This is a genomic window from Pseudoxanthomonas mexicana, from assembly GCF_014397415.1.
GTDB lineage: Bacteria > Pseudomonadota > Gammaproteobacteria > Xanthomonadales > Xanthomonadaceae > Pseudoxanthomonas_A > Pseudoxanthomonas_A mexicana.
In genome coordinates this window covers 3,106,511-3,127,810 of the sequence record NZ_CP060731.1, presented here as the reverse complement: position 1 = coordinate 3,127,810, position 21,300 = coordinate 3,106,511, and the positions used below count along the sequence as shown (strand labels likewise).

At 68.1% G+C, this 21,300-nt stretch carries 21 protein-coding genes; 5 read left to right on the top strand and 16 right to left on the bottom strand.

Annotated elements, in window-relative coordinates:
- The first annotated feature begins 1 nt into the window (after nucleotide 1).
- Nucleotides 2-595, top strand: a complete 594-nt coding sequence (locus IAE60_RS14640) for an alpha-ketoglutarate-dependent dioxygenase AlkB (RefSeq protein ID WP_187572808.1) — start codon at nucleotides 2-4, stop codon at nucleotides 593-595.
- 198 nt (nucleotides 596-793) lie between these two features.
- Here IAE60_RS14640 and flgL read toward each other — a convergent pair whose 3' ends face one another.
- The 12 genes from flgL to IAE60_RS14580 form a co-directional block, all read right to left on the bottom strand.
- The gene (flgL, locus tag IAE60_RS14635; RefSeq protein WP_187572807.1) at nucleotides 794-1,996 is read right to left on the bottom strand and encodes a flagellar hook-associated protein FlgL; all 1,203 of its coding nucleotides are present in this window, start codon (nucleotides 1,994-1,996) and stop codon (nucleotides 794-796) included.
- Nucleotides 1,993-3,873 carry a flagellar hook-associated protein FlgK gene (gene flgK / locus IAE60_RS14630; protein WP_187572806.1) on the bottom strand — a complete coding sequence of 627 codons (1,881 nt, stop codon included), beginning with the start codon at nucleotides 3,871-3,873 and terminating at the stop codon, nucleotides 1,993-1,995. The genes flgL and flgK overlap by 4 nt, the downstream gene beginning before the upstream one ends.
- Nucleotides 3,874-3,887: 14 nt before the next feature.
- Nucleotides 3,888-4,940, bottom strand: coding sequence for a flagellar assembly peptidoglycan hydrolase FlgJ (flgJ, locus tag IAE60_RS14625; RefSeq protein ID WP_187574773.1), 1,053 nt, complete (start codon nucleotides 4,938-4,940; stop codon nucleotides 3,888-3,890).
- Between the two features lie 184 nt (nucleotides 4,941-5,124).
- A complete protein-coding gene (locus tag IAE60_RS14620) occupies nucleotides 5,125-6,306 on the bottom strand; it encodes a flagellar basal body P-ring protein FlgI (RefSeq protein WP_162110335.1) in 1,182 nt (393 codons plus the stop codon).
- Nucleotides 6,307-6,314: 8 nt separating this feature from the next.
- Nucleotides 6,315-7,001, bottom strand: coding sequence for a flagellar basal body L-ring protein FlgH (gene flgH, locus IAE60_RS14615; RefSeq protein ID WP_187572805.1), 687 nt, complete (start codon nucleotides 6,999-7,001; stop codon nucleotides 6,315-6,317).
- A 22-nt stretch (nucleotides 7,002-7,023) separates the two neighbouring features.
- Complete coding sequence (flgG, locus tag IAE60_RS14610; protein ID WP_185896369.1) at nucleotides 7,024-7,809, bottom strand: flagellar basal-body rod protein FlgG; 786 nt, start codon at nucleotides 7,807-7,809, stop codon at nucleotides 7,024-7,026.
- A gap of 846 nt (nucleotides 7,810-8,655) precedes the next feature.
- Nucleotides 8,656-9,408: a flagellar basal body rod protein FlgF gene (locus IAE60_RS14605; RefSeq protein WP_187572804.1), complete on the bottom strand. Its 753-nt coding sequence runs from the start codon at nucleotides 9,406-9,408 to the stop codon at nucleotides 8,656-8,658.
- Nucleotides 9,409-9,523: 115 nt separating this feature from the next.
- Nucleotides 9,524-10,744, bottom strand: a complete 1,221-nt coding sequence (flgE, locus tag IAE60_RS14600; RefSeq protein WP_187572803.1) for a flagellar hook protein FlgE — start codon at nucleotides 10,742-10,744, stop codon at nucleotides 9,524-9,526.
- A gap of 35 nt (nucleotides 10,745-10,779) precedes the next feature.
- The gene (locus IAE60_RS14595; RefSeq protein WP_162110330.1) at nucleotides 10,780-11,463 is read right to left on the bottom strand and encodes a flagellar hook capping FlgD N-terminal domain-containing protein; all 684 of its coding nucleotides are present in this window, start codon (nucleotides 11,461-11,463) and stop codon (nucleotides 10,780-10,782) included.
- 26 nt (nucleotides 11,464-11,489) lie between these two features.
- Nucleotides 11,490-11,897, bottom strand: a complete 408-nt coding sequence (gene flgC / locus IAE60_RS14590) for a flagellar basal body rod protein FlgC (RefSeq protein ID WP_142124952.1) — start codon at nucleotides 11,895-11,897, stop codon at nucleotides 11,490-11,492.
- A gap of 11 nt (nucleotides 11,898-11,908) precedes the next feature.
- The gene (flgB, locus tag IAE60_RS14585; protein WP_187572802.1) at nucleotides 11,909-12,295 is read right to left on the bottom strand and encodes a flagellar basal body rod protein FlgB; all 387 of its coding nucleotides are present in this window, start codon (nucleotides 12,293-12,295) and stop codon (nucleotides 11,909-11,911) included.
- Between the two features lie 196 nt (nucleotides 12,296-12,491).
- Nucleotides 12,492-13,445: a chemotaxis protein gene (locus IAE60_RS14580; RefSeq protein ID WP_185896365.1), complete on the bottom strand. Its 954-nt coding sequence runs from the start codon at nucleotides 13,443-13,445 to the stop codon at nucleotides 12,492-12,494.
- Nucleotides 13,446-14,257: 812 nt separating this feature from the next.
- Here IAE60_RS14580 and flgA point away from each other — a divergent pair.
- The 4 genes from flgA (at nucleotide 14,258) to IAE60_RS14560 (ending at nucleotide 17,064) form a co-directional block, all read left to right on the top strand.
- Nucleotides 14,258-14,899: a flagellar basal body P-ring formation chaperone FlgA gene (flgA, locus tag IAE60_RS14575; RefSeq protein ID WP_425504476.1), complete on the top strand. Its 642-nt coding sequence runs from the start codon at nucleotides 14,258-14,260 to the stop codon at nucleotides 14,897-14,899.
- 166 nt (nucleotides 14,900-15,065) lie between these two features.
- Complete coding sequence (gene flgM, locus IAE60_RS14570) at nucleotides 15,066-15,374, top strand: flagellar biosynthesis anti-sigma factor FlgM (RefSeq protein ID WP_187572800.1); 309 nt, start codon at nucleotides 15,066-15,068, stop codon at nucleotides 15,372-15,374.
- 5 nt (nucleotides 15,375-15,379) lie between these two features.
- Nucleotides 15,380-15,724, top strand: a complete 345-nt coding sequence (locus IAE60_RS14565; protein WP_187572799.1) for a flagellar protein FlgN — start codon at nucleotides 15,380-15,382, stop codon at nucleotides 15,722-15,724.
- A 188-nt stretch (nucleotides 15,725-15,912) separates the two neighbouring features.
- Nucleotides 15,913-17,064 (top strand): ATP-binding protein, encoded by a 1,152-nt coding sequence (locus IAE60_RS14560; RefSeq protein WP_187574772.1) that lies wholly within the window; start codon nucleotides 15,913-15,915, stop codon nucleotides 17,062-17,064.
- A gap of 79 nt (nucleotides 17,065-17,143) precedes the next feature.
- Here IAE60_RS14560 and IAE60_RS14555 read toward each other — a convergent pair whose 3' ends face one another.
- From IAE60_RS14555 to IAE60_RS14540, 4 genes are all read right to left on the bottom strand, one after another.
- Nucleotides 17,144-17,455: a GIY-YIG nuclease family protein gene (locus IAE60_RS14555; RefSeq protein ID WP_187572798.1), complete on the bottom strand. Its 312-nt coding sequence runs from the start codon at nucleotides 17,453-17,455 to the stop codon at nucleotides 17,144-17,146.
- Nucleotides 17,448-19,163, bottom strand: a complete 1,716-nt coding sequence (locus tag IAE60_RS14550; protein WP_425504432.1) for an EAL domain-containing protein — start codon at nucleotides 19,161-19,163, stop codon at nucleotides 17,448-17,450. The genes IAE60_RS14555 and IAE60_RS14550 overlap by 8 nt, the downstream gene beginning before the upstream one ends.
- Nucleotides 19,160-19,783 (bottom strand): sensor histidine kinase, encoded by a 624-nt coding sequence (locus IAE60_RS14545; RefSeq protein WP_187572797.1) that lies wholly within the window; start codon nucleotides 19,781-19,783, stop codon nucleotides 19,160-19,162. The genes IAE60_RS14550 and IAE60_RS14545 overlap by 4 nt, the downstream gene beginning before the upstream one ends.
- 143 nt (nucleotides 19,784-19,926) lie before the next feature.
- The gene (locus IAE60_RS14540; RefSeq protein ID WP_187572796.1) at nucleotides 19,927-21,117 is read right to left on the bottom strand and encodes a methyl-accepting chemotaxis protein; all 1,191 of its coding nucleotides are present in this window, start codon (nucleotides 21,115-21,117) and stop codon (nucleotides 19,927-19,929) included.
- Between the last annotated feature and the right edge of the window lie 183 nt (nucleotides 21,118-21,300).

Here is a 21,300-nt window from a genome sequence, read left to right as displayed (position 1 = left end):
CATGCGTGCGCTGACCGCCTACACCGACGACCTGTTCGCTCCGGCGATGCACCAGTTGGTGGATGATGCGCAGGGCGGCATCCGCTACTGGCCCGATGTCATCGATCCTGCAACGGCCCAGCGCTGGTTCGACCTGCTGCATGCGCGCGCGGCGTGGACGCACCTGCAGCGTCCGATGTATGACCGCATCGTCGACGTGCCGAGGCTGCTGGCGAACTATGCCGTGGACGCATTGCCGGACGATCTGCCGCTGGCGCAGTTGCTGGCCTGCGTGCAGGCGAGGGCGCCTGCGCCCTACACGCGCATCGGCATGAACCTCTACCGCGACGGCCACGACAGCGTCGCCATGCACGGCGACAAGCTGCATACCGTGGCGGCCGGCCATCCGATCACCCTGGTGTCACTGGGTGCGCCAAGACGGATGCTGATCCGTGCCCGCGAAGGTCGCCGCGAGACCCTGGCAGTGGATCTGGCGCCGGGCAGCGTGCTGTCGATGAGCCATGCCTCGCAGAGCACGCATGAACACGGCATCCCGAAGACGCGTCGCGCACAGGGGCCGCGGATCAGCGTGGTGTTCCGGGTGAGGCCGGCCTGAGGGGAGGCCTGTAGGAGCGACGTGAGTCGCGACGGCGGAGGATCGTGGTCAGGAACGTGTCTCAAGCACGCTCAAATTCAGCGTCACGGCTCATCAGGCGCGCGGTCGTGACTCACGTCGCTCCTACAGAAAGCCAAAAAAACGCCGCGAGGGCATCGCGGCGTGAGGGGAAGGACTGCATGAAAAGGAGGAGGGCGGTCAGCCCATCAGCTTGAACAGCGACAGCGACTGCATCTGCATGAAGACCGTCTGCGCGGCCTGCAGCGCGGTGTTCTCCATCTGGTAGCGGCCGATGGCCTCGGCCCAGTCCAGGTCGCGCAGGGTGGACAGCGTGCCCTGCAGGGTGACGTTGTTGGCTTCGCGCAGCGCCGCCGCATCGTCGATGGCCGACAGCTGCGCGCCGCCGCTGGCGCGCGCGTCGATCATCTTGCTCTGTGCGGTGGCGACGTCGCGCATCGCGGCCTGCAGGTCGTTCTGCATGGCGGCGCGCTGCGCATCGGTGGTGGGGTTGGTGTCCAGCGTGGTGATCAATCCCTGCACGGTGGCGAAGATGTCGCGCGAGCCGGCCTGGCCGAGGGTGAAGCTGTCGCCGTTGGCCGGCTGCCCTTCGATCCGCATCTGCACGCCCGCGAAGGCGATGCTCTCGCCCTTGGCGTAGGTGCCGGTGGTGACGACGGTACCTCCGGCGTCGGTCACCTGGTAGGTGTCGCCCGCGCCGAAGCTCAGGGTGTAGGTGCCTCCGTCCCAGGCCGTGGAATCGGTCACGCCGAAGCCCATCAGCAGGCCGGTACCGGTATTGCCCGCGGCCGGCTGGCCGTCGATGCGGCCGTCACCGGTGCGCAGGCGCAGGAACACCTCGCTGCCCGGCAGCGTGTCGGCGACGAACATGTCCGGCGCCACTTCCACCTGCCGCTGGGTCTGGTCGCCGCTGTAGATCACGCTGCCGCCGGCGATCGCGAACGGCGCGCTGCCGTCGCTGGTGCCGCCGAACAGGTAGCGTCCGGCACCGTCGGTGCTGTTGGCCAGGTCCAGCAGGCCGGCGTAGATCGCCTTCAGTTCGGTGCTGATCGCCTTGCGGCTGTCTTCGCCCATCGCGGCGTTGTTGGCCTGGATGACCAGTTCGTTGACGCGTGCCATCGCATCGCCGACCTGGGTCAGCGCGTTCTCCTGCAGGCCCAATCGGTTCTGCACCGCGCTGGCGTTCATGCCGAAGCGTTCCAGTTCGGCCACGGCGCGGTCCAGTCCGACGGCAGTACCGGCGGCGACGGGATCGTCCTTCGCGGTGACCAGGCGCTGGCCGCTGGCCAGCTGCTGCTGCGTGTGCGCCAGCTTCGCCTGCTTGGCCAGCATCGTCGTGATCGACTGCTGGTACATCATGCCGGTGGAGATGCGGTAGTTCATCGGCGGGTCGCGGCCAGGAGGGATTGGAAGAGCGTGTCGGCGGTGGCGATGATCTGCGATGCCGCCTGGTAGGCCTGCTGCAGGCGCATCAGGTCGGCGGCTTCCTCGTCCAGGTTGACGCCGGACACCGCATCGCGCGCGGCCTGCGCCTGGTCGTGGATCACCTGCTGGGCCTGCGCGGAGTAGTCGGCCTGGCGCGCCGCCGAACCGACCTGGGTGGTCAGGCCGCCGATGGCGCCGTTGAGCGTCAGCGTGCCGCCATTGAGCACGCGCGCGTCGTCGAGGTTGGACAGTAGCTTGGCGTTGCCGTTGTCGCTCGAATTCGCGCCGGTCGGGCCCACGCTGAAGGTGTCGCCGGCGGCGGGCGCGCCATCCAGCACCACGCTCCAGCCGTTGTAGGCGATGGTCTGGCCCGGCGTGTAGGCGAACGGACCGGTGCCGTTGATCGTGTACTGGGTGGCGTCGATGAATTCGATGTCGGCCGGCGCCAGCAGACCGGCGTTGGCAGCGTCGGTGACCTTGAGGCCGCTGAGCTTGCCGCTGCCGGTATTGGCCAGGTCGGTCGTCGCCTTCACCGGCGTGGCCGCCGCGATGCGGCCGGGATCGGTGATCGCCACGCCCAGGTTGCCGGCGGCGCCGGCGGTGGGCTGCAGCAGGAAGCGGTCGTTGGCCGCCGGCGTGCCGGAAGCGAGCACCACCTCGATGCCGTTCACCACCAGCGGATCGGCGGCGGTGCCGGTGCCCGTCATCGGGATGCTGGCGCCGGTGTCGGGGTGGGTGGCTACCCAGGCCGCGCCGTCGAAGCGCAGCAGCACGTTCTGCGCGTTCAGGCCGGCTACGCTGCCCACGGACGTCGTCAGGCTGGCGTTGCCGGTGTTGTTGGCGTTGGAGGAAAGGCGGGGCGCGGGCAGGGTGAAGAAGTCCGCACCCATCTGGCCGTACTGGTCCATGCCTGCGCGGTGGCCTTCGTTGAAGGTCTGCGCCAGCGACGTGGCGATGCGGCCGAGTTCGGCCATCGCCGGGTCCAGCACCGTGGTGCGGAACTCCACCAGGCCGCCGATCTGGCCGCCCAGCGCGCGTTTGTCGAGCGTCACGCGTTGGCCGTTGGTTTCCAGCGCCACCTGCAGCCGTTCCGGACGGTACGGGTCGGGCACGGTCACCAGCGTGCTGGCGGTGGCACCGACCACCAGAGGCTGGCCGCCGGCACTGAACACGTTGACCAGGCCGCCGTCCTGGGTGGCCGCATTGCCACCGGTGAAGGCGACCAGTTCGCTGATCAGTTGGTCGCGCCGGTCCAGCAGGTCGCCGGATGGGCTGCTGCTGCCACCGATCTGTCCGTTGAGCTGGGCGATCTCCTTGGCCAGCCGGTTCACCTCGTCGGTCGCCGCCGTCAGGCCCGCGTTCACCTCGATATCCAGGCCGTCCAGATGCTGGTCGATCTGGCGGAAGCGCGTGACCAGCGCGTTCGCCTGCGCGAGCACGCTTTCGCGATCGGCTGAGCCCGCCGCGTTGGACGACAGCGCGTTGACCGAATCGAAGAAGCTGGACCACGGCGCGCTGATGCCGGTGGCCTTCTCGGAGAACAGCTGGTCCAGTCGCGAAGACAGCGTGGACAGCTGCTGCAGCCGTGCCAGCTCGCCGCCGCTGTCGAGCAGGCGCGAGGTCGCCAGCGAATCGGCCATCCGGCGCACGTCGACGATCTGCACGCCGTTGCCCTGGTAGCCGTAGCCGAAATAGGTGGCGTCGCGGGCTTCGAACTCCACGCGCTGGCGCGAATAGCCCGGCGTGTTGATGTTGGCGACGTTGTGGCCGACGGTCGACAGCGCCCGCTGGAAAGCGATCAGGGCGCTGCTGCCGGTAGCGAGAAGGTTCGACATGCGTTATCCCCTGGTCAGCGCCGCAGCGCGTTGCCGATCGCGTTGCCCACGGCATTGCCGACCGGCCCGGCCACCGTGGTGCCGATGGCCGACAGCACCTTGCCCAGGGTGGGGCCGTTGGCGATGGAGGCGATCTTGTTGGCGTAGGTCGGATCGGTGGCGTAGCCGGCGCGCTGCAGGCCGCGCGCGAAGCCGGCGATATCCTTGCCGGCCGCCAGCGCCTGCTGGTAGCGCGGGTTGCTCTTCAGCAGCCGCACGTAGTCGGCGAAGCTCTCGGCGGGGGAGGCGTAGGCACGGAAATCCGCGGTCTCGGTGCGCTTCACGCCGTCGACGTATTCGTGCGTGGCGGTGCGTGCGCGCTCGCCCTTCCAGCCGGTGGCCTTGATGCCGAACAGATTGTGCGCGCTGCCGCCTTCGCCGGTCTTGATCTGGCGCTTGCCCCAGCCGGTCTCCAGCGCCGCCTGCGCGACCAGCGCGCGCGGATCGACGCCGAGTTCCTTCGCGGCCTTCTGCGCGTGGCCCCAGATCTCGGCGACGAAGCGCTCGGGCGTGTTGCGGGCGTACTTGGTCGGATCGGCCGAGGCGACCTGTTCGACCTCGTCACACGCCGCGTCGGGGCGCACGGTGATGGTGTCCAGCGTGATCGTGTCCGGCACACCGGACGACGCGTGCGCGCTGCTACCGATGCCGCGACCGGCGATCGCATCGAGCATCGCATCGGCATCGGTGCCCGGCAGCAGCCGCTTGTAGGCCGACAGCGCGGTGGTGGCCGGCACCGCGGGCGTGGCCGCGTCGGTGGCACCCAGCTGGCGCGCGATCATCGGGGCCAGGCCCAGGCCGCGGCCCTGCGACATCGCCGTGGCGATCTGCTGGTCGTACATGTCGCGGAAGATCTGGTTCTCGCCGGGAAACAGCGAGTCGCCGAAACCCGCTTCGCGCATGCACTTGATCATCATCTGCGCGAACTGGCCCTCGAGCTTGCGCGCGACCTCGTGGATGCGCGCGTCGTCCGGCTTGCCGCCGGCGTCGGCCAGCGGCAGCGAGGGATTCAGCGTTCCGATGGGCATGCTGGCCATGGCAGTCAGGGGCCGGGATTGGGGAGGAGGGATTCGGGATTCGGGAAAACGTTGCCGCGTCTGGGGTCAGACAAGCCCTGTGCCAAAGCAACTCCGCATGTCGGGCAGGGCCTTGCGCCGTGCGCGAAGCGCAAGACACGCATCCCCAATCCCGAATGGCGAATCCCGGCTCCCATCAGATCACCTCGAGCTCCGCGCGCAAGGCGCCGGCCTGCTTCAGGGCTTCCAGGATCGCGATCAGGTCGCCGGGCGCAGCGCCGACTTCGTTCACCGCGCGGACGATCTCGTCCAGCGAGGTGCCGCCCTCGAACTTGAACATGCGGTTGCCTTCCTGGCTGACCGACACGCTGGACTGCGGCGTCACCACCGTCTGGCCGCCACGCGAGAATTCGTTCGGCTGGCTGACGTTGGCCGATTCGGTGATCGTCACCGTCAGCGAGCCGTGCGTGACCGCGGCCGGCATCACCTGCACCTGCGCGCCGATCACGACCGTGCCGGTGCGCGCGTTGACGATGACCTTGGCCGGCGCGCTGCCGGGCGTCAATTCCAGGTTCTCCACCTGGGCCAGGAAGTTCACCCGGCGCGACACGTCGGCCGGCGCGCGCACGGCGACGGTCACGGCGTCGACGGCGTAGGCGCTGCCGCTGCCGAAGCTCTGGTCCAGTGCGGCGACCATGCGCGACACCGTCGTGAAATCGGCGCGGTGCAGGTTCAGCGTGATGGTGCCTTCGCCGCTGTCCAGCGCATTCGGGATCGCGCGCTCGACGGTCGCGCCGTTGGGAATGCGGCCCACGCTGGGCACGTTGACCGACACGCGCGAGCCGTCCTTGCCCTGCGCGCCGAAACCGCCCACCACCAGGTTGCCCTGGGCGATGGCGTAGACCTCACCGTCTGCGCCGCGCAGCGGCGCCATCAGCAGGCTGCCGCCGCGCAGCGAGGTGGCGTTGCCGATGGAGGACACGGTGATGTCGATCGGCTGGCCCGGCTTGGCGAAGGCGGGCAGGTCGGCGTGGATGGCCACGGCGGCGACGTTCTTCAGCTGCGGATTGACGTTGGCCGGAACGTTGACGCCCAGCTCGCCCAGCATGTTCTTCAGGCTCTGCACCGTGAAGGGCGCCTGGCTGGTGCGGTCGCCGGTGCCGTCCAGGCCCACGACCAGGCCGTAGCCGACCAGCGGGTTGCTGCGCACGCCGCCCACCTGGGCCAGGTCCTTGATGCGCTCGGCGCGTGCGGCCGGCGCCAGGCAGATCAGTACCAGGCCGATCCAGGCCAGCAGGCCCAGCAGCGTGTAGGTGTCGATGCGGCGCGGCTTCTTCGCCGGCGCATCGCTGGAACGTTCGGGGTTCTGCGGGTGCATGGCGGCGCTCAGTTCGGGAAGATCGGCGAGTTGAAGAAGCGGCCCAGCCAGCCCATCGAGTTGGACTGCGCGATCGCGCCACGGCCGCCGTAGGCGATGCGCGCGTCGGCGACCTTGCCGGAGGAGATCGTGTTGTCCGGGTTGATGTCGGCCGGACGGACGATGCCCTGGATCTGTACCAGTTCGTCGCCCTGGTTCAGGCGCATGTTCTTCTGCCCCTGCACGACCAGGTTGCCGTTGGGCAGGCGCTGGATCACGGTGACCGTCACGCTGCCCTGCAGCCGGTTGCTTTGTGCACTATTGCCCGCGCCGCTGAAACCGCGGTCGCCGTTGACTGATGCGCTGAGGATGTCGCGTCCGTTCAAGGTGACCGGCGCACCGGCGATGTTCGGCGCGGCCAGGCTGACTTCGCTCTTCTTGTCCACCGAGGTGGTGGCCGAGGTCTGCGCGGCCGTGTTCTCCACCAGGTTGATCGTCAGCAGGTCGCCCACGTCGCGCGCACGGCGGTCGGCGTACAGGTTCAGGCCCGGGCCGCCGCGGTAGATGGAACCGGCGGTGGCGGGTGCCTGCACGGCGACCACCGGCTGGATGGGTTGCATCGGCGCGTACGGTCGCACGTCGCCGTAGTAGCGCGCGCAGCCCGGCAGCAGGAGCAGGGCACAGGCGAGGGAAGTGGCGGACGTGGTGCGCTTCATGGCGAATCCCGGGATGCGTGGATCAGACGTTGTTGTTGAGGTAGCCCAACATCGAGTCGGTGGTGGAGATGGCCTTGGCGTTCATTTCGTAGGCGCGCTGGGTTTCGATCATGCTGACCAGCTCTTCCACCACGTTGACGTTGGAGCCTTCCAGCGAGCCTTGAACCAGGCTGCCCAGGCCGTTGAGACCGGGCGTGCCGTTCTGCGCCGGGCCGGAGGCGGTGGTCTCGACGTAGAGGTTCTCGCCCTTGGCCTGCAGGCCGGACGGATTGACGAAATCGGTCAGCGTCAGCGAGCCGATTTCCAGCGCCTGGGCCTGGCCGGCCATGGTCACGCTGACGGTGCCGTCGTTGCCGATGGTCATCGACTGCGCGCCCTCGGGCACCTGGATGCCGGGCTGCACGGGATAACCGCTGTTGGTGACCAGCTCGCCCTGCGCGTTGATCTGGAACGAGCCGTCGCGCGTGTAGGCCGGCGAACCGTCGGGCAGCAGCACTTCGAAGAAGCCGCGGCCGTTGACCATCACGTCCAGCGAGCGTCCGGTCTGTTGCGGGTTGCCCTGCTGGAAATCCTTGGAGGTCGACACGACGCGCACGCCGGTGCCGAGCTGCAGGCCGGACGGCAGCTGGGTCTGGGAGGAAGTGGAGCCACCGGGCTGGCGGACCTGTTGGTACAGCAGGTCTTCGAAGCTGGCGCGGTCGCGCTTGAATCCGGTGGTGTTGGTGTTGGCCAGGTTGTTGGAGACCACGGACATGCGCGTCTGTTGCGCGTCCAGTCCGGTCTTGGCGACCCAGAGGGCCTGGTTCATGGCGTGGTTCCTCGCGGAGTGGGAAGGGTGGAATCGCGTGCTGCGGTTCCTCGCCTCCTCTCAGGCAAGTCCTGTGCCGGAATGGGTGTCGTAAGTCCGGCGCGGGTGCGCGGCGGAAAGCTGGCGGGTGGCGGGGCCGGCAGGCGTTTTGGCGTTTTTGGGCGTGGTGCCGCTCGCCGCGGGGGCCTCCTTTCTTTGCTTCTGCAAAGAAAGGAGCAAAGAAACACACCCCAGGCGGCACGCCCTTCGCGCTGCGCGCTTCGGGTCCGCGAGCGGGCCGGGAATTTCCGTAAGGCACATCCCTGTGCCATACGGAAACGCCGTCATCCATGACGGCGCCCTTCGGGTTTTACCCGGCCCACTCGCCGCGCCTCATGGGGGCCCTGAAGAGCCAGGTCAAAGGCGGGCACGCGGGATCTGTCCGTGTTGGCTTTCGGGGCCCCTTTAGGTCCGGCAGTCCCGGCGGGTAAAACCCCGCAGGGGCGGCGCACAAGGATGTGCGCCGTTTTCGGCCGGGGCAGGAGGCCCCGTCCGAAAATTCCCGCCGTGACTGCGCACCCGCCGCGCAGCGGCGGGCGGACCGCCGGGGTGTGTTTCTTTTGCCTACTTTTCTTTGCACAAGCAAAGAAAAGTAGGGCCCCCGTGGCGAGCGGCACCATGCTTGAACTTAGTGAACGGATTCGACGAGAAAAGCGTCTTGCGCTCAAAGATCATGAGCGCATCGCGCCCATGATGGGTGTTGATGCTTTCGGAGTAGCCAGGACATACGGGCTTCGTTGCCCCTCACCCCAACCCCTCTCCCGGTGGGAGAGGGGCTCCCAATGCAGAGAGAAGGGCTTACGAGCATCAGCCGCCGAGGCGCAGCAGCTGGTTCGACGACTGCGCCATCTCATCGCCGCTGCGGATCACCTTCACCTGCATCTCGAACTGCCGCTGCAACTGGATCATCTGCACCAGCGCACCGGCCGCATCCACGTTGCTGCCTTCCAGAACACCGACCGTCAGACTGTTGCCCGTTGCCGGCGCCAGAGCCGGTGCCTGCGGATCGGAGGGGCGCATCAGGCCGTCGCCGCCGCGTGTCAGCTGGGACTGCGCCGCTTCCACGATGCGCATGCGGCCGACCACGGCCATGGTCTGCGGGCCTTCGCCCTGCGGGATGATCGACACCGTGCCGTCGGCGCCGACATCGATGGACTGCGCCGGCGGCACCGCGATCAGATTGCCGTTGTCGTCCAGCACCGCACGGCCACCGGCGGTGACCAGCTGGCCGTTCGGGGTGACGGTCAGCTCGCCGTTGCGTGTGTAGGCCGTGCCGCCGTCCGCGGCCTGTACGGCCAGCCAGCGGTTCGGCTGCAGCGAGATATCCAGCGAACGTCCGGTGACCATCTGCGAACCGGTACGGCCGTCGAAGCCGGGGTCGATCAGCACCGCGTCCACGCGCGAGGGAAAGCCCTGGCCCTGGATCTTGAACGCCTCGGTGCCGGCCAGTGCGGCCTTGAATCCCTTGGTGTCCACATTGGCCAGGTTGTGCGACACGGTGCCCTGCGCCTGCAGCGAAGCGCGGGCGCCGGTCATGGCGACGTAGAGGGCTTTGTCCATGGCGGCGAGGGTCCGGGGAAGGTAATGGGGCGGGAACGGGGAATGAACCGTTACGGGGTCGGTGTACTCAGGGACTTCCGGAAACTTTCATTCCCTGTTCCCCGTTCCCTTGTCATCAGCGGATATTGATCACAGCCTGGGTGATCTGGTCCTGCGTGGACAGGGCCTGCGAGTTCGCCTGGAAGTTGCGCTGCGCCACGATCATGTTGACCAACTGCTCGGTCAGGTCGACCGTCGAGGCTTCCAGCGCGCCGGAAGCCACCTGGCCGAAGTCCGACGTGCCCGGCGCGCCGATGCGCGGTTCGCCGGAGGCATAGCTGTGCGTCCAGGTGTTGTTGCCCTGCGACACCAGTCCCTGCGGATTGCTGAAGTTGGCCAGCGCGACCTGACCCAGCGCCTGGTCTTCACCGTTGGAATAGCGCGCGTAGACCACGCCGGTCTCGGACACACTGAACTCGTTGAGCTTGCCGGTGGCGTAGCCATCCTGGTTCTGGATGCGCTTGGCGAACTGTTCGCCGTACTGCGTAGTGCCGCTGATGTCCATCGTCATGTTCAGCACGCCGGCGCCGGTGCTGGGAGTGAACGGCCCCAAGGTCACCAGGCCATTGGCGGGCGCGATCAGCGTGCCGTTGTTGTCGAACTGCACCGTGGTCGGCGCGCCCATCGACGTCCCGTCCACGTACGTGTGCATCTGCCATTCGTTCGGGTTGGGCGTCTTAACGTAGTAGACCGTCTGCTGGTGGGCCACGCCCAGCGAGTCGTACACGGTGACCGAGGTGGTTTCGTTGTAGCTGGCGCTGTCGGTGGGGGAGAACGGCGCGATGGTCGGCTGGGCGGCGTTGCCCGGCAGGGTGACGCCCAGCTCGACGCGTGTGGTGGGCGAGGGCGGGCTGTCGGTGGTCAGCAGGCGCAGGTCGGTCAGGTTGCCGGTGTCGAAGCCGATGCCGTCGGCGCGCGGCGGGAACACCTGCAGGCGGTAGCCCTCCGGCGTGGTGACGTAGCCGTTGGGATCGCGCTGGAAGTTGCCGGCACGGGTGTAGACGTTGGTGCCGTTGTTGCTGACGGTGAAGAAGCCTTCCTTGTCCACCGCCATGTCCAGGTAGCGCCCGGTCTGGTTGATGTCGCCCTGGGAGAACTGCTGGGCCACATTGGTCAGGCGCACGCCGGCGCCGATGCCGTTGCGCAACAGGCCATAACCGGTGGACGAGAACACCTCGGCGAACTCCGCGCGCGACTCCTTGAAGCCGGTGGTGTTGACGTTGGCGATGTTGTGCGAGGTGACGTTGAGGTCGGCGTTGGCCGCCCTCATGCCGGACAGCGAGCTGTTGAATGCCATGGAAGACTCCTTGCGTTATGCGGTGGGAGCGGAGGTCAGGATGCCGACTTGCCGATGCGCAGCACGTAGTCGAGCGGTGCGGTGCCCAGGCCGGGCAGGTTGAGGTACAGGCCATCGGAGCCGATGGTCACGCTGTCGACCGTGGCGTCGACGTAGGTATTGAGCGCGGTGGCGGTACCGTCGCTGGCGGTATGGGTGGCCTTGATCGAGTACCTGCCTTCGGGCGCGCGCTCGCCGTTGGCTTTCACGCCGTCCCAGGCGAACGCGGTCTCGCCCTTGGCGTCGGCTTCGACTTCGATCGTGTCCACCACCACGCCGCTGGCGTCGGTGATCTCGAAAGTGACCTTGCCGGCCCCGGGCGACATCACCAGGCCGGTGGCATTGCCGGAGGCGGGCAGGGCGAGGGATTCGGAAGGCACCACCACCGAGTGTCCGACCAGCGAGGCGCCCTTCAGCACCTGGTCGCCGGTGAGCGAGGCGGTGAACCCGTTGACCGTGGTGTTGAGGTCGCTGATGCCCTGCACGGTGGAGAACTGAGCCAGCTGGGCGACGAACTCGCTGTTGGACAGCGGCTTCAGCGGATCCTGGTTGGCCAGCTGCTCGGTCATCAGCCGCATGAAGTCGGCCTGTCCCAGCGTGTCGGCCTTCTTGGCCGTGGTCGCCGCGCCGGTGGTGCCGGTATTGAGGGCGGCGAAGGGATCGCCGTTGACGGTGGTCATGTGCGTGTTCGCTCGGTGGCAGGCCGTCAGCGGCCCATGGTCAGGGTGGCCAGGGCCAGTTCCTTGGCGGTGTTCAGCACTTCCACGCCGGCCTGGTAGCCGCGCGAAGCGGAGATCAGGTTGACCATCTGCGCGACCGGATCGACATCCGGTGCGTAGACGTAACCGTCGCCATCGGCCATCGGGTGACCCGGTTCGTAGCGCTTGATCGGCGGTGCTTCGCTCTGGGTGATTTCCTTCACCTGCACCGAGGTCAGCGAACCATCCGCATTGAGCGGGCGCGCCTGGAAGATCGGTTCGATCGGCTTGTAGACCGCCTCGGGCGAGGAGGCGATGGAGTCGGCGTTGGACAGGTTGCTGGCGATGGTGTTCAGGCGCACGGACTGCGCCTGCAGCGCGGACCCGGCGACGTCGAAGATGGGCAGGTTGCTCATGGCGCGTCCCCTTACTGGCCGGTGATGGCGGTGAGCATGGTGCGCACCTTGGATTCGATGAAGCTCAGCGACGCGCGGTATTCCAGCGCGGCACGGCCGTAAGCGGCGCGTTCGGTGTCGGCATCGACCGTATTGCCGTCCAGGCTGGGCTGCACGCCGGCGCGCTCGAACACGCGTGGGCTGGCATCGAGCAGGGTGAGGTGCTGCTCGTGGGTGGTCTGCAGGGGCGCGGCCCTGGCGGCAGCCTGCTCCAGGGCGGCCTGGAAATCGAGGTCCTTGGCCTTGAAGTTCGGCGTGTCGGCGTTGGACAGGTTGCTTGCGATCAGCTGCATGCGCTGCTCGCGCAGCGGCAGCGCCGCGGCATGGACACCCAGGTAGTTGGAAATGGGATTGGACATGGCACCGCTCCGGCAGACCGTTGCAGGGGATGCTGCAAGGCGTGTGCCAGAACCGGGCGAGCATCCGCCCAAGCAGGGATAGGGATCCCCGGGTCGTCATCTCGGCGAATGCCGGGATCCATCTTGATCCTGCCCTTTACCCCTTCTGTCTTCTCGGGGAAGAGCACATGGGTCCCAGCTTTCGCTGGGACGACGATCAGGCTGCCATTTGCGCCGCGGCCACCTGGTTTAGTCGGAACAGCACATGCTCGGCCAGCTCGTGCGGGCTGTACTTGGCGACGAAGGCGTTGGCACCGACGCGCTCGACCATGGCGTTGTTGAACACGCCCGACAGTGAGGTGTGCAGCAGCACGTACAGGCCGGCCAGGCCCGGATGGCGCCGGATTTCCGTCGTCAGGGTGTAGCCGTCCATGGCGGGCATCTCGATGTCGGAGATGACCATGGCGTAGCGCTCGGCCGGGTTCTCGCCGGCGGCGTGCACCTGCAAGAGGTGGTCCAGGGCCTGGCGGCCGTCGGAGAGCAGGGTGGCGGTGACGCCCAACTGCTCCAGTACGCTGCGGATCTGCGAGCGCGCCACGCGGGAATCGTCCACCACCAGCACCTGCATCGGCGGCGCGTCGGCCGGCAGGGCCATTTCCGGCGCTAGGGTGGCGTCCATGCGCGACTGGCAGATGTCGGCCAGCACGCTTTCCACGTCGATCACCTGGATCAGTTCGCCCTGGAAGCGCGTCACGGCGGTCAGGTAGCTGTTTTCCGCGCCCAGCTCCGGCGGCGGGTGGATGTCTTCCACCGCGATGTTGACGATGCGCTCCACGCCGCTGACCAGGAAGCCCTGCACGGAGCGGTTGAACTCGGTGACCACCAGGTAGTTGGGGGCGTTCTCGGGGTTCGGGTCGCGCTCGGGGTGGCGGATGCTCAGGCCCAGGTCCAGCACCGGCACCGAGCGTCCGCGCACGTCGGCCACGCCGACGAATTCGCTGGGCAGCCCGGGCAGCTGGAACAGGCCGGGCCGGCGCAGGACTTCCTGCACCTTGAAGACGTTGACGCCAAAAAGCTGACGCCCGCCCAGGCGGAACAGCAGCAGGGCGAGGCGGTTGTGGCCGGCCAGGCGGGTGCGCTGGTCGATGCGGTTGAGCAGGTCCTGGGTCATGTCCAGCATATCGGCCGACTGCGTGCGGCCTTGAGCTGGAGGGGGCAGCTCAAAGCCCTTCTCCCAGCATCTGAGCCCCTCTCCCTGCGGGAGAGGGGTTGGGGTGAGGGACAACGGAGTCCGTGTCTTCAAGCCTCGCTCTGTTGTAACCGCTTCCGCTATGGGCTCTGGTTTTATGGCCTTGCGGGACGGGTCTTCCTCGCTTTGGAGATGGCGCCGCTCGCCGCAGGGGGCATTCTTTCTTTGCTTGTGCAAAGAAAGAATCAAAGAAACACACCCCAGGCGGCACGCCCTCCGCGCTGCGCGCTCCGGGTCCGCGAGCGGGCCGGGAATTTCCGTATGGCACATCCCTGTGCCATACGGAAACGCCGTCATCCATGACGGCGCCCTGCGGGTTTTACCCGGCCCGCTCGCCGTGCCTCATGGGGACCCCGAAGAGCCAGGGCAACGGCGTGCGCGCCGGATCTGTCCGTGCGGGCTTCTGGGGCCCCTTAGGTCCGGCAGTCCCGGCGGGTAAAACCCGCAGGGCGGCGCACAAGGATGTGCGGCGTTTTCGGCCGGGGCAGGATGCCCCGTCCGAAAATTCCCGCTGGGACTGCGCACCCGCCGCGCAGCGGCGGGCGGACCGCCGGGGGGTGTTTCTTTTGCCTACTTTTCTTTGCACAAGCAAAGAAAAGTAGGGCCCCCGCGGCGAGCGGCACCAAGCGTGTCCAGCAACGAGCTAGCGCCGAAAGCCATGACGGACAGGCTCCGTTTCTGGCACACCGCTTGCAGTTCCTCCGCCGATGAACCGACGGAGCCCGCCCATGCTGCTGCGCCTCACCACCGCCCTGATCGGCGGCCTGACCGCATGCGCCGTCATGGCCGTGGACTTCCAGCCGGTCGACACCATCAAGGCCGCGGCCCTCGGCGCCTTGCCTGCCGGCAGTGAAGCCGAGGCCACGCTCGATCCCGCACTGCGCCTGCCGCGCTGCGGTGCGGCACTGGTCGCGCGCGTGCAGGGCAGCAACAGCGTGGAGGTCGCCTGTCCCGACGGCTGGCGCCTGTTCGTGCCGGTACGCGTACGCCGGAGCCAGACGGTGCTGGTGCTGAGCCGTGGCATCGCACCGGGTGAAACGATCACCGCCGACGCCTTCGTTCCGGAAACCCGCGATGCCTCGCGCATCGTCGGCGCGGCCGTGGCCGATCCCGCACAGGCCGTCGGCCGCGTCGCGCGCCGCACGTTGTCGGCCGGTGCCGTGCTGTCGGCGACCGACCTGGTGGCCCAGCGCCTGATCCGCCGGGGCGACAACGTCGCGCTGGTATCCCGTCGCGGTGGGGTGGAGGTGCGCGTGGTCGGCAAGGCGCTGGGCGATGCCGGCGAGAGCGAACGGGTGACCGTGGAAAACCTCTCGTCCCGCCGCGTGGTGCAGGGCGTGGTGGGGCCGGGCGGTGATGTCTGGGTCAGCCGATGAAAAAAAGTTGCAATCGCCCCTCAAGTTGTCCCCCGGGGGGCCGATACCGACGCTGGGTCGAAGAACCGGCGACAATCCGGCCTTCTGCGGAAATGTGGAATCCGTCACTAAAGTTGGCGTAGCCACGGCCGATAACCTCGATGAACCCTGTTACAGGTGAACCAACATGAGCCAGAAAATCGAAGGCACTCCCCCTGCCGCCGTACGCACCACGGGCCCCGTAGGCGGCCGTGTCGCGCCGGCGGGTGCCGAACGTTCGCGGCCGGTGGAAGCCAGCGCCGGCGGCGACAGCCTGCGCCTGACCGGTGAGGCGACCAGCCTGCAGGCGATGCAGCGCGAGCTGTCCACCGCGCCGGCCATCGACCACGCCCGCGTGCAGGCCGTGCGCGAAGCGCTGCAGGCCGGTACGTACAAAATCAACGCCGAAGCCATCGCCGACGGCATGCTCGGCCTGGAAGGCCAGCTCGGCGGTTGACCACGATGACGCACGCCCCCCTCCAGCGACTGTCCGCGGCCCTGGAAGAGGAGCGTCGCGCCATCGTTGAGCACGACGTGGAAGGCCTGGTGCGCTGCACCCAGGAAAAGCTGGACGCGTTGCGCGCGCTGGAAGCGGCCGCCGCGGGCTACGGTTTCCCCGACGAACTGCAGGGGCGCCTGACCGAACTGGCCGAAATGAACCATGCCAACGGCATCCTGCTGGCGCGTCGCCGGCGGGAAGTGAACTGGGCGCTGCGCCACCTCGGCCGCACCGAAAGCAGCGGCGCCTACGACGCGCAGGGACAGACGTCCATGCTGTCCGCGCCGCGCCCGCTTGCGGTCGCCTGAGCCCGGTGCCCGATCCGCAAACTGCGACATCGCGCCTTGCCGCTGCCACGGGGGCGCCGGATACTGGCGCCCCGTCGCCGCCGTCCGATGCGTCCGTGGCCACTGCTCCCTCCCCGAACCTGTCCTCCCGCGCCTGTGCCGCGGACGATATCCCGACCTTCGCCGACCTAAAGGCGCTGGCCGAACTGATGGATGACGGGTACCTGCTGTGCCGTGGCGATGCGCGCCCCCTGCATGCGAACGCCGCCGCGCTGGCGCTGGTGAACGACGAACACGATGCGCTGGCTGCGCTTGCCCGGCTGCTGCCGGCGGATGCGATCGCCACCGCGCGCGCCGATGGCCGCTGGAACGGGGACCTGAGCCTGGACGACGGCCTGGTGCTGCAGGTGCGCGCCTATTTCCACGACAATCCCGGCGGCGGACACTGCCTGGTGGTCTTCCACGACGTCAGCGAAGCGCATGCGCGCCAGCAGGAGCTGCAGCGCCGCCACGCGCAGCTGCGGCAGACCCTGGTGCGCCTGGCCGGTGCGCAGGAACAGCTGGTGCAGTCGGAGAAGATGGCCTCCATCGGCCAGCTCGCGGCCGGCGTCGCGCACGAGATCAACAACCCCATCGGCTACGTGCACTCCAACCTGGGCTCGTTGCAGGAATACCTGCACAGCCTGTTCTCGCTGATCGAGGTCTACGAGCGCGCGCTGCGCCTGCCGGATCCGAAGGCGATGCTGCCCGAGATCGAGGAGATGCGCGCGCGCTACGACATCGACTTCATCACCGGCGACCTGCCGCAGCTGATGGCGGAGTCGCGCGAGGGCATCGAGCGGGTCACCGCGATCGTGCGCAACCTCAAGGACTTCTCCTACTCCGGCCGCGACGACAGCTGGAAATCCGCCGACCTGCATGCCGGCCTGGATTCCACCATCAACATCGTCTGGAACGAGCTCAAGTACAAGGTCACGCTGGAACGGCACTACGGCAAGCTGCCGCTGGTGCAGTGCCGGCCGTCGGAATTGAACCAGGTGTTCATGAACATCCTGCTCAACGCCAGCCATGCCATCGACGAGCGCGGCACCATCACCGTCAGCACGGGCGTGGAAGGCGACGAGGTCTGGGTCGAGATCCAGGACAGCGGCCATGGCATCCCCGAGGAGATCCTGCAGCGCATCTTCGATCCCTTCTTCACCACCAAGCCGGTGGGCAGCGGCACCGGGCTCGGTCTGTCGATCTCCTACGGCATCGTGAAGAAGCACAACGGCCGCATCGAGGCGCGCAACATCCCCGGCGCGGGGGCCTGCTTCCGCATCATGCTGCCGATCCGCCAGCCGAGCGCCGACGCTGCGTGAGCCGCGAGGGCGTCCCCCTGTAGGAGCGACGTGAGTCGCGACCCTGGGGCGCAGTTGGCTTGAGCGCATGGCCGGGCGATCAACCGCCCGGGATGGTTTGATTTCCGCGGTCGCGACTTACGTCGCTCCTACAAGACGCCTGGTCGAAGAACGCCAGCTTCTTCGACCTGGGCAACCGCTTGAGCTGTGCTTCCGCCCGTGACGCGGCGCTGCGGTCCGGATAGGCGCGACTCGCCACGACGCGTACCGGCGGATTCGCCCGCGTGTACTTCGCGCCGGTACCCGCAAGATGCGCGGCATAGCGTGCGTCCAGGCGATTGGTGATGCCGGCGTAGTACGCGCCGTTGCGGCACTCCAGCAGGTACAGGCACCACGGCGCCGCCTCAGGCATGAGCGCGGTGGTGGGGCTGGTTCTCATAGGCGGTGAAGGCCTGGCGGATGTGCTCGCGCAGGTCGTCGTCGTTCCACGGCTTGGTGAGGAAGCGGTAGATTTCGCCGCGATTGATGGCCTCGGTCACGGTGGCCAGGTCGGTGTAGCCCGACAGCACCAGGCGCACGGTGTCCGGATACAGCATGCGTACGCGGCCGAGGAACTCGGTGCCGCTCATGTCCGACATGCGCTGGTCGGACAGAATGACCTGCACGTCGTTGGTCGCCAGCAGTTCGAATGCGTCGGTGACGTTGCTGGCGGCCAGGATGCGGTAGCCGTCGCGGCGGAACAGGCGCACCAGCGAGCGCAGGATGTTCTCTTCGTCGTCGAGCAGCAGCAGGGTGCGGTCGGGCTTGGTGGCCGCGAACGCGTCCGCACGCAGGTAGCGGCGGCGCAACACGGCGCCCGCGTCCTCGGCGTTCATCGGCTCGCCGAACAGGTGGCCCTGGAACATGTCGCACTGGTTGCGGCGCAGGAAGCCCAGCTGCGTGTCGGTTTCCACGCCATGCGCGATGACCTTCATGCCCAGTTGGTGTCCCATGGCGATGATGGCGCAGGTGATGGCCACCTCGCGGTTGCCCGAGGGCACGCCCTTCACGAAGTTGCGGTCGATCTTGATCTTGTCCACCGAGAAGCGGACCAGCGAATCCAGGTTGGAATCGCCCATGCCGAAGTCGTCCAGGGTCAGCCGGACGCCCTCGCGGTGCAGCTGGGCAAGAGTACGGTGGACCAGGTTCATGTCCTTGGCCAGCGCGTTCTGGCGCACTTCCAGCACCACCATCTGCGGCGGTATGCCGGCTTCCTGCATCGCCTCCAGCACCTCGGCCACGAAGCTGGGCCGCAGCAGTTGCAGCGTCGAGACATTGACCGCGATCTCGAAGTCGTCGAAACCCCAGTCCCGCCAGATGCGCGCCTGCTTGAAGGCGTTGCGCAGCACCCAGTCGCCGATCTGCACGATCACGCCCAGCTTTTCGGCCACATGCATGAAGCGCTCGGGCACCAGCAGGCCCAGGGCGGGCGAGTACCAGCGCAGCAGCGTCTCCATGCCGACCACGCGGCCGTCGTGGGCGTTGATCTGCGGCTGGTAGAACAGGCGCAGTTCGTTGTGCTGGATGGCGTTGACGATCTGCCGGGCGATGATGCTGTCGCTGCGCGCGGTGATCGCGGCGCCGCGGCGGTACAGGCGCACCAGGTTCATGCCCTCGTGCTTGGCCTGTTCCATCGCGCTTTCCGCGCACTGCAGCAGGCCCGACGCCGTGTCCGCGTGCTCCGGGCACAGGGCGATGCCCAGCGTGCCGGTCAGGAACAGCGTGTAGGGCAGCACCGTCATCGGCAGTTCGATCTGCTCGCGCAGCGCGTCGCCGAAACGTTCGGGCGGCAGGGTGCCGGGCAGGCGCGGCACGGCCACGATGAATTCGTCGCTGCCATGCCGCCAGGCGCGCGACTCGGGGCCCAGCGCCTGCTGCAGGCGGTCGCTGAGGATGGCCAGCGCCTCGTCGCCGACTTCCACGCCCATGTTCTCGTTGATCGAGCGGAAGTGGTCGATGTCCAGGTACAGCAGCATCAGCGGCGTCCCGCCCGCGTTGGCGGCGTCGACCATCCGCTGCAGGTCGGGTTCGCCGGCACCCAGGCGGGGCAGGCGGGGCAGGTGGGCGTGCTCGGTGTTCAAGCGGGGTCGGGGGACGTCGCGGGTGCCGGCCCATAGGGTAGGCGAAGTCGCCAGTGGCTGCCCCCCTCGTCGTCGAGCCGGCCGCCGGCGGCGCTGGCCAGCGCCCGCCACAACGCAGCGTCGGGCAGGTCGCCGGGGATGTGGCGGGCGCTCAGCACGAAGGCATCGTCGTCGTCCGCCAGCGTCACCTGCGCGCCGCCGTCCGCGCGCGTGGCCGCCTGCCGGAGGAGGGCCTGGCCGATGCGGAACGCCACGAGGGCGAGGTCCGCCTGCGGTGCGCGGGGCAGCGGCGGCAGCGAGACCGAAAGCTTGCCCGGCGCAAAGTGGCGCTCGACCTCGGCGCGCAGCGCCGCGTCCAGGCCGATGGCGTCCAGCTGGGGCGGGTGCAGGCGGGCGTGCAGGTCGCGCAGGATCGCCACCGTCTCGTCGCTGGCCCGGATGATCTCGTGCAGGTCCTCCGCGCGCAGGTCGGCATCGTCCTCCGACTGCACCAGGTGCGCGCCCATCCGGATGGCCGACAGGGCCTGTCCCACCTGGTTGTGCAGGGCGCGTCCCACCCGCGCGCGCTCCTCCTCCTGCAGGCGGAACAGCTGGAGCAGCAGCGCGGAAGGAGACGGCATGGGCGTCGGCCGGTGCGGAGGGCGGTCGCCGCAGTATGCCAGCCGCGCCTTCCGGCGGACCACGTGGCGAGCGGCACAAACGGCACGGGGCGACCGCATCGCGATCGCCCCGTGGCGGTTTCTGCCGGGAATGGACGGCAGGCTCAGAACAGCTCCACCGTGCCGGCGCCCATGTTCTGCTGCGCCACCGGCTTGTGCGGCGGCCGCTCCCATTCCGTGCGCTGGTCGCGCAGGCGGTTGCCGATCAGGCGCAGCGCGCTGAGCAGTTCATTGTCGGTCGCGCCGCCCGAGCGGTGCAGCAGTTCCTGCAGGGCGACTGCTTCCTTGTTGATGGTGGCCAGACGCTCCAGGTGCGTCACCGCGCTGCCCAGCGACTGGGTGGCGATGTCTTCGAACTGCAACGAACGGACCGCATCGGCCACGCTGGCGTCGATGGCGTGGCCGCACATCGAGACCTCGCGCATGCCATCGCCCAGCGAGGCGTTGATAGCCGCCACCTGACTCAGCATGCCGGCGGCTTCGGCACGCGCTTCGCGGGAGCGGTCCAGGTCGCGCGAGGCCATGTGGGACACGGTATCGCGGACCTTGGCGATGGACTCCTTCGAGCTGTGCGCCAGCTTGCGGATCTGCTCGTTGAAGGCGGTGGAACGCTCGGACAGGTTGCGCACCTCGTCGGCGACCACCGCGAAGCCGCGGCCTGCCTCGCCGGCGCGGGCCGCTTCGATGGCGGCGTTCAGCGCCAGCAGGTTGGTCTGGTCGGCGATCGACTTCACGTCCTCCAGCAACGAGAAGATGCCGTCCAGGTGCTGGGCCATGTCGTCGATGTGGTGCACGGTGGTGCCGCTCTGGCCGGCCACCTGCTCCAGCGCTTCCACCAGCTGTTCCATGCGCTGGCTGGCGTTCTGGGCGAAGCGCGCCACATCCACGCCGGCGCGGTCGCCGTCGCCGTTGCGGTCGATGATGCGGGCGATGGCGGCGCTCTGTTCGCGCGACTTGCGATTCATCGCGTCGAAGCTGCCCCCCAGGCTGCCGACGGCCTCGCGGATCAGTTCGCGGGCGCGGTCGATCTCGTGGCGCGAGCCCTCGATCTCGTTGTTGACGAAGCGGCGCAGATCGGTGAGCAGTGCATCCTGTTCGCGCACGACGCTGGCATGCTCCGGCGAGATCTGGTGCGAGTTGACGACCGACAGCCAGGCGAAGATCAGCCAGGCCAGGGTCAGCGATGTCAGCAGGGCCCACTGCAGGGCATTGGGCCAGTCGAGACCGACCGACAGCGGGAACAGCAGGGTCAGGATGAGGGGTGCCGCCAGACGAACCAGGATGCGCGAGTACATGGGTGCTCTCTGATGAAGCTCACTGTGGAGTATCGGCCGTGCGGAACGGCTCTTTAGGCGGGAATTCGCGTGGTTTTGCTGTGGTGCGCGATCTGTGACCGGTGTTGCTGCCCCTGTAGGAGCGACGTGAGTCGCGACCGCGGCAGGGAAACAACAGCTGGCCTTCTCGAGCGGTGCGGCTGA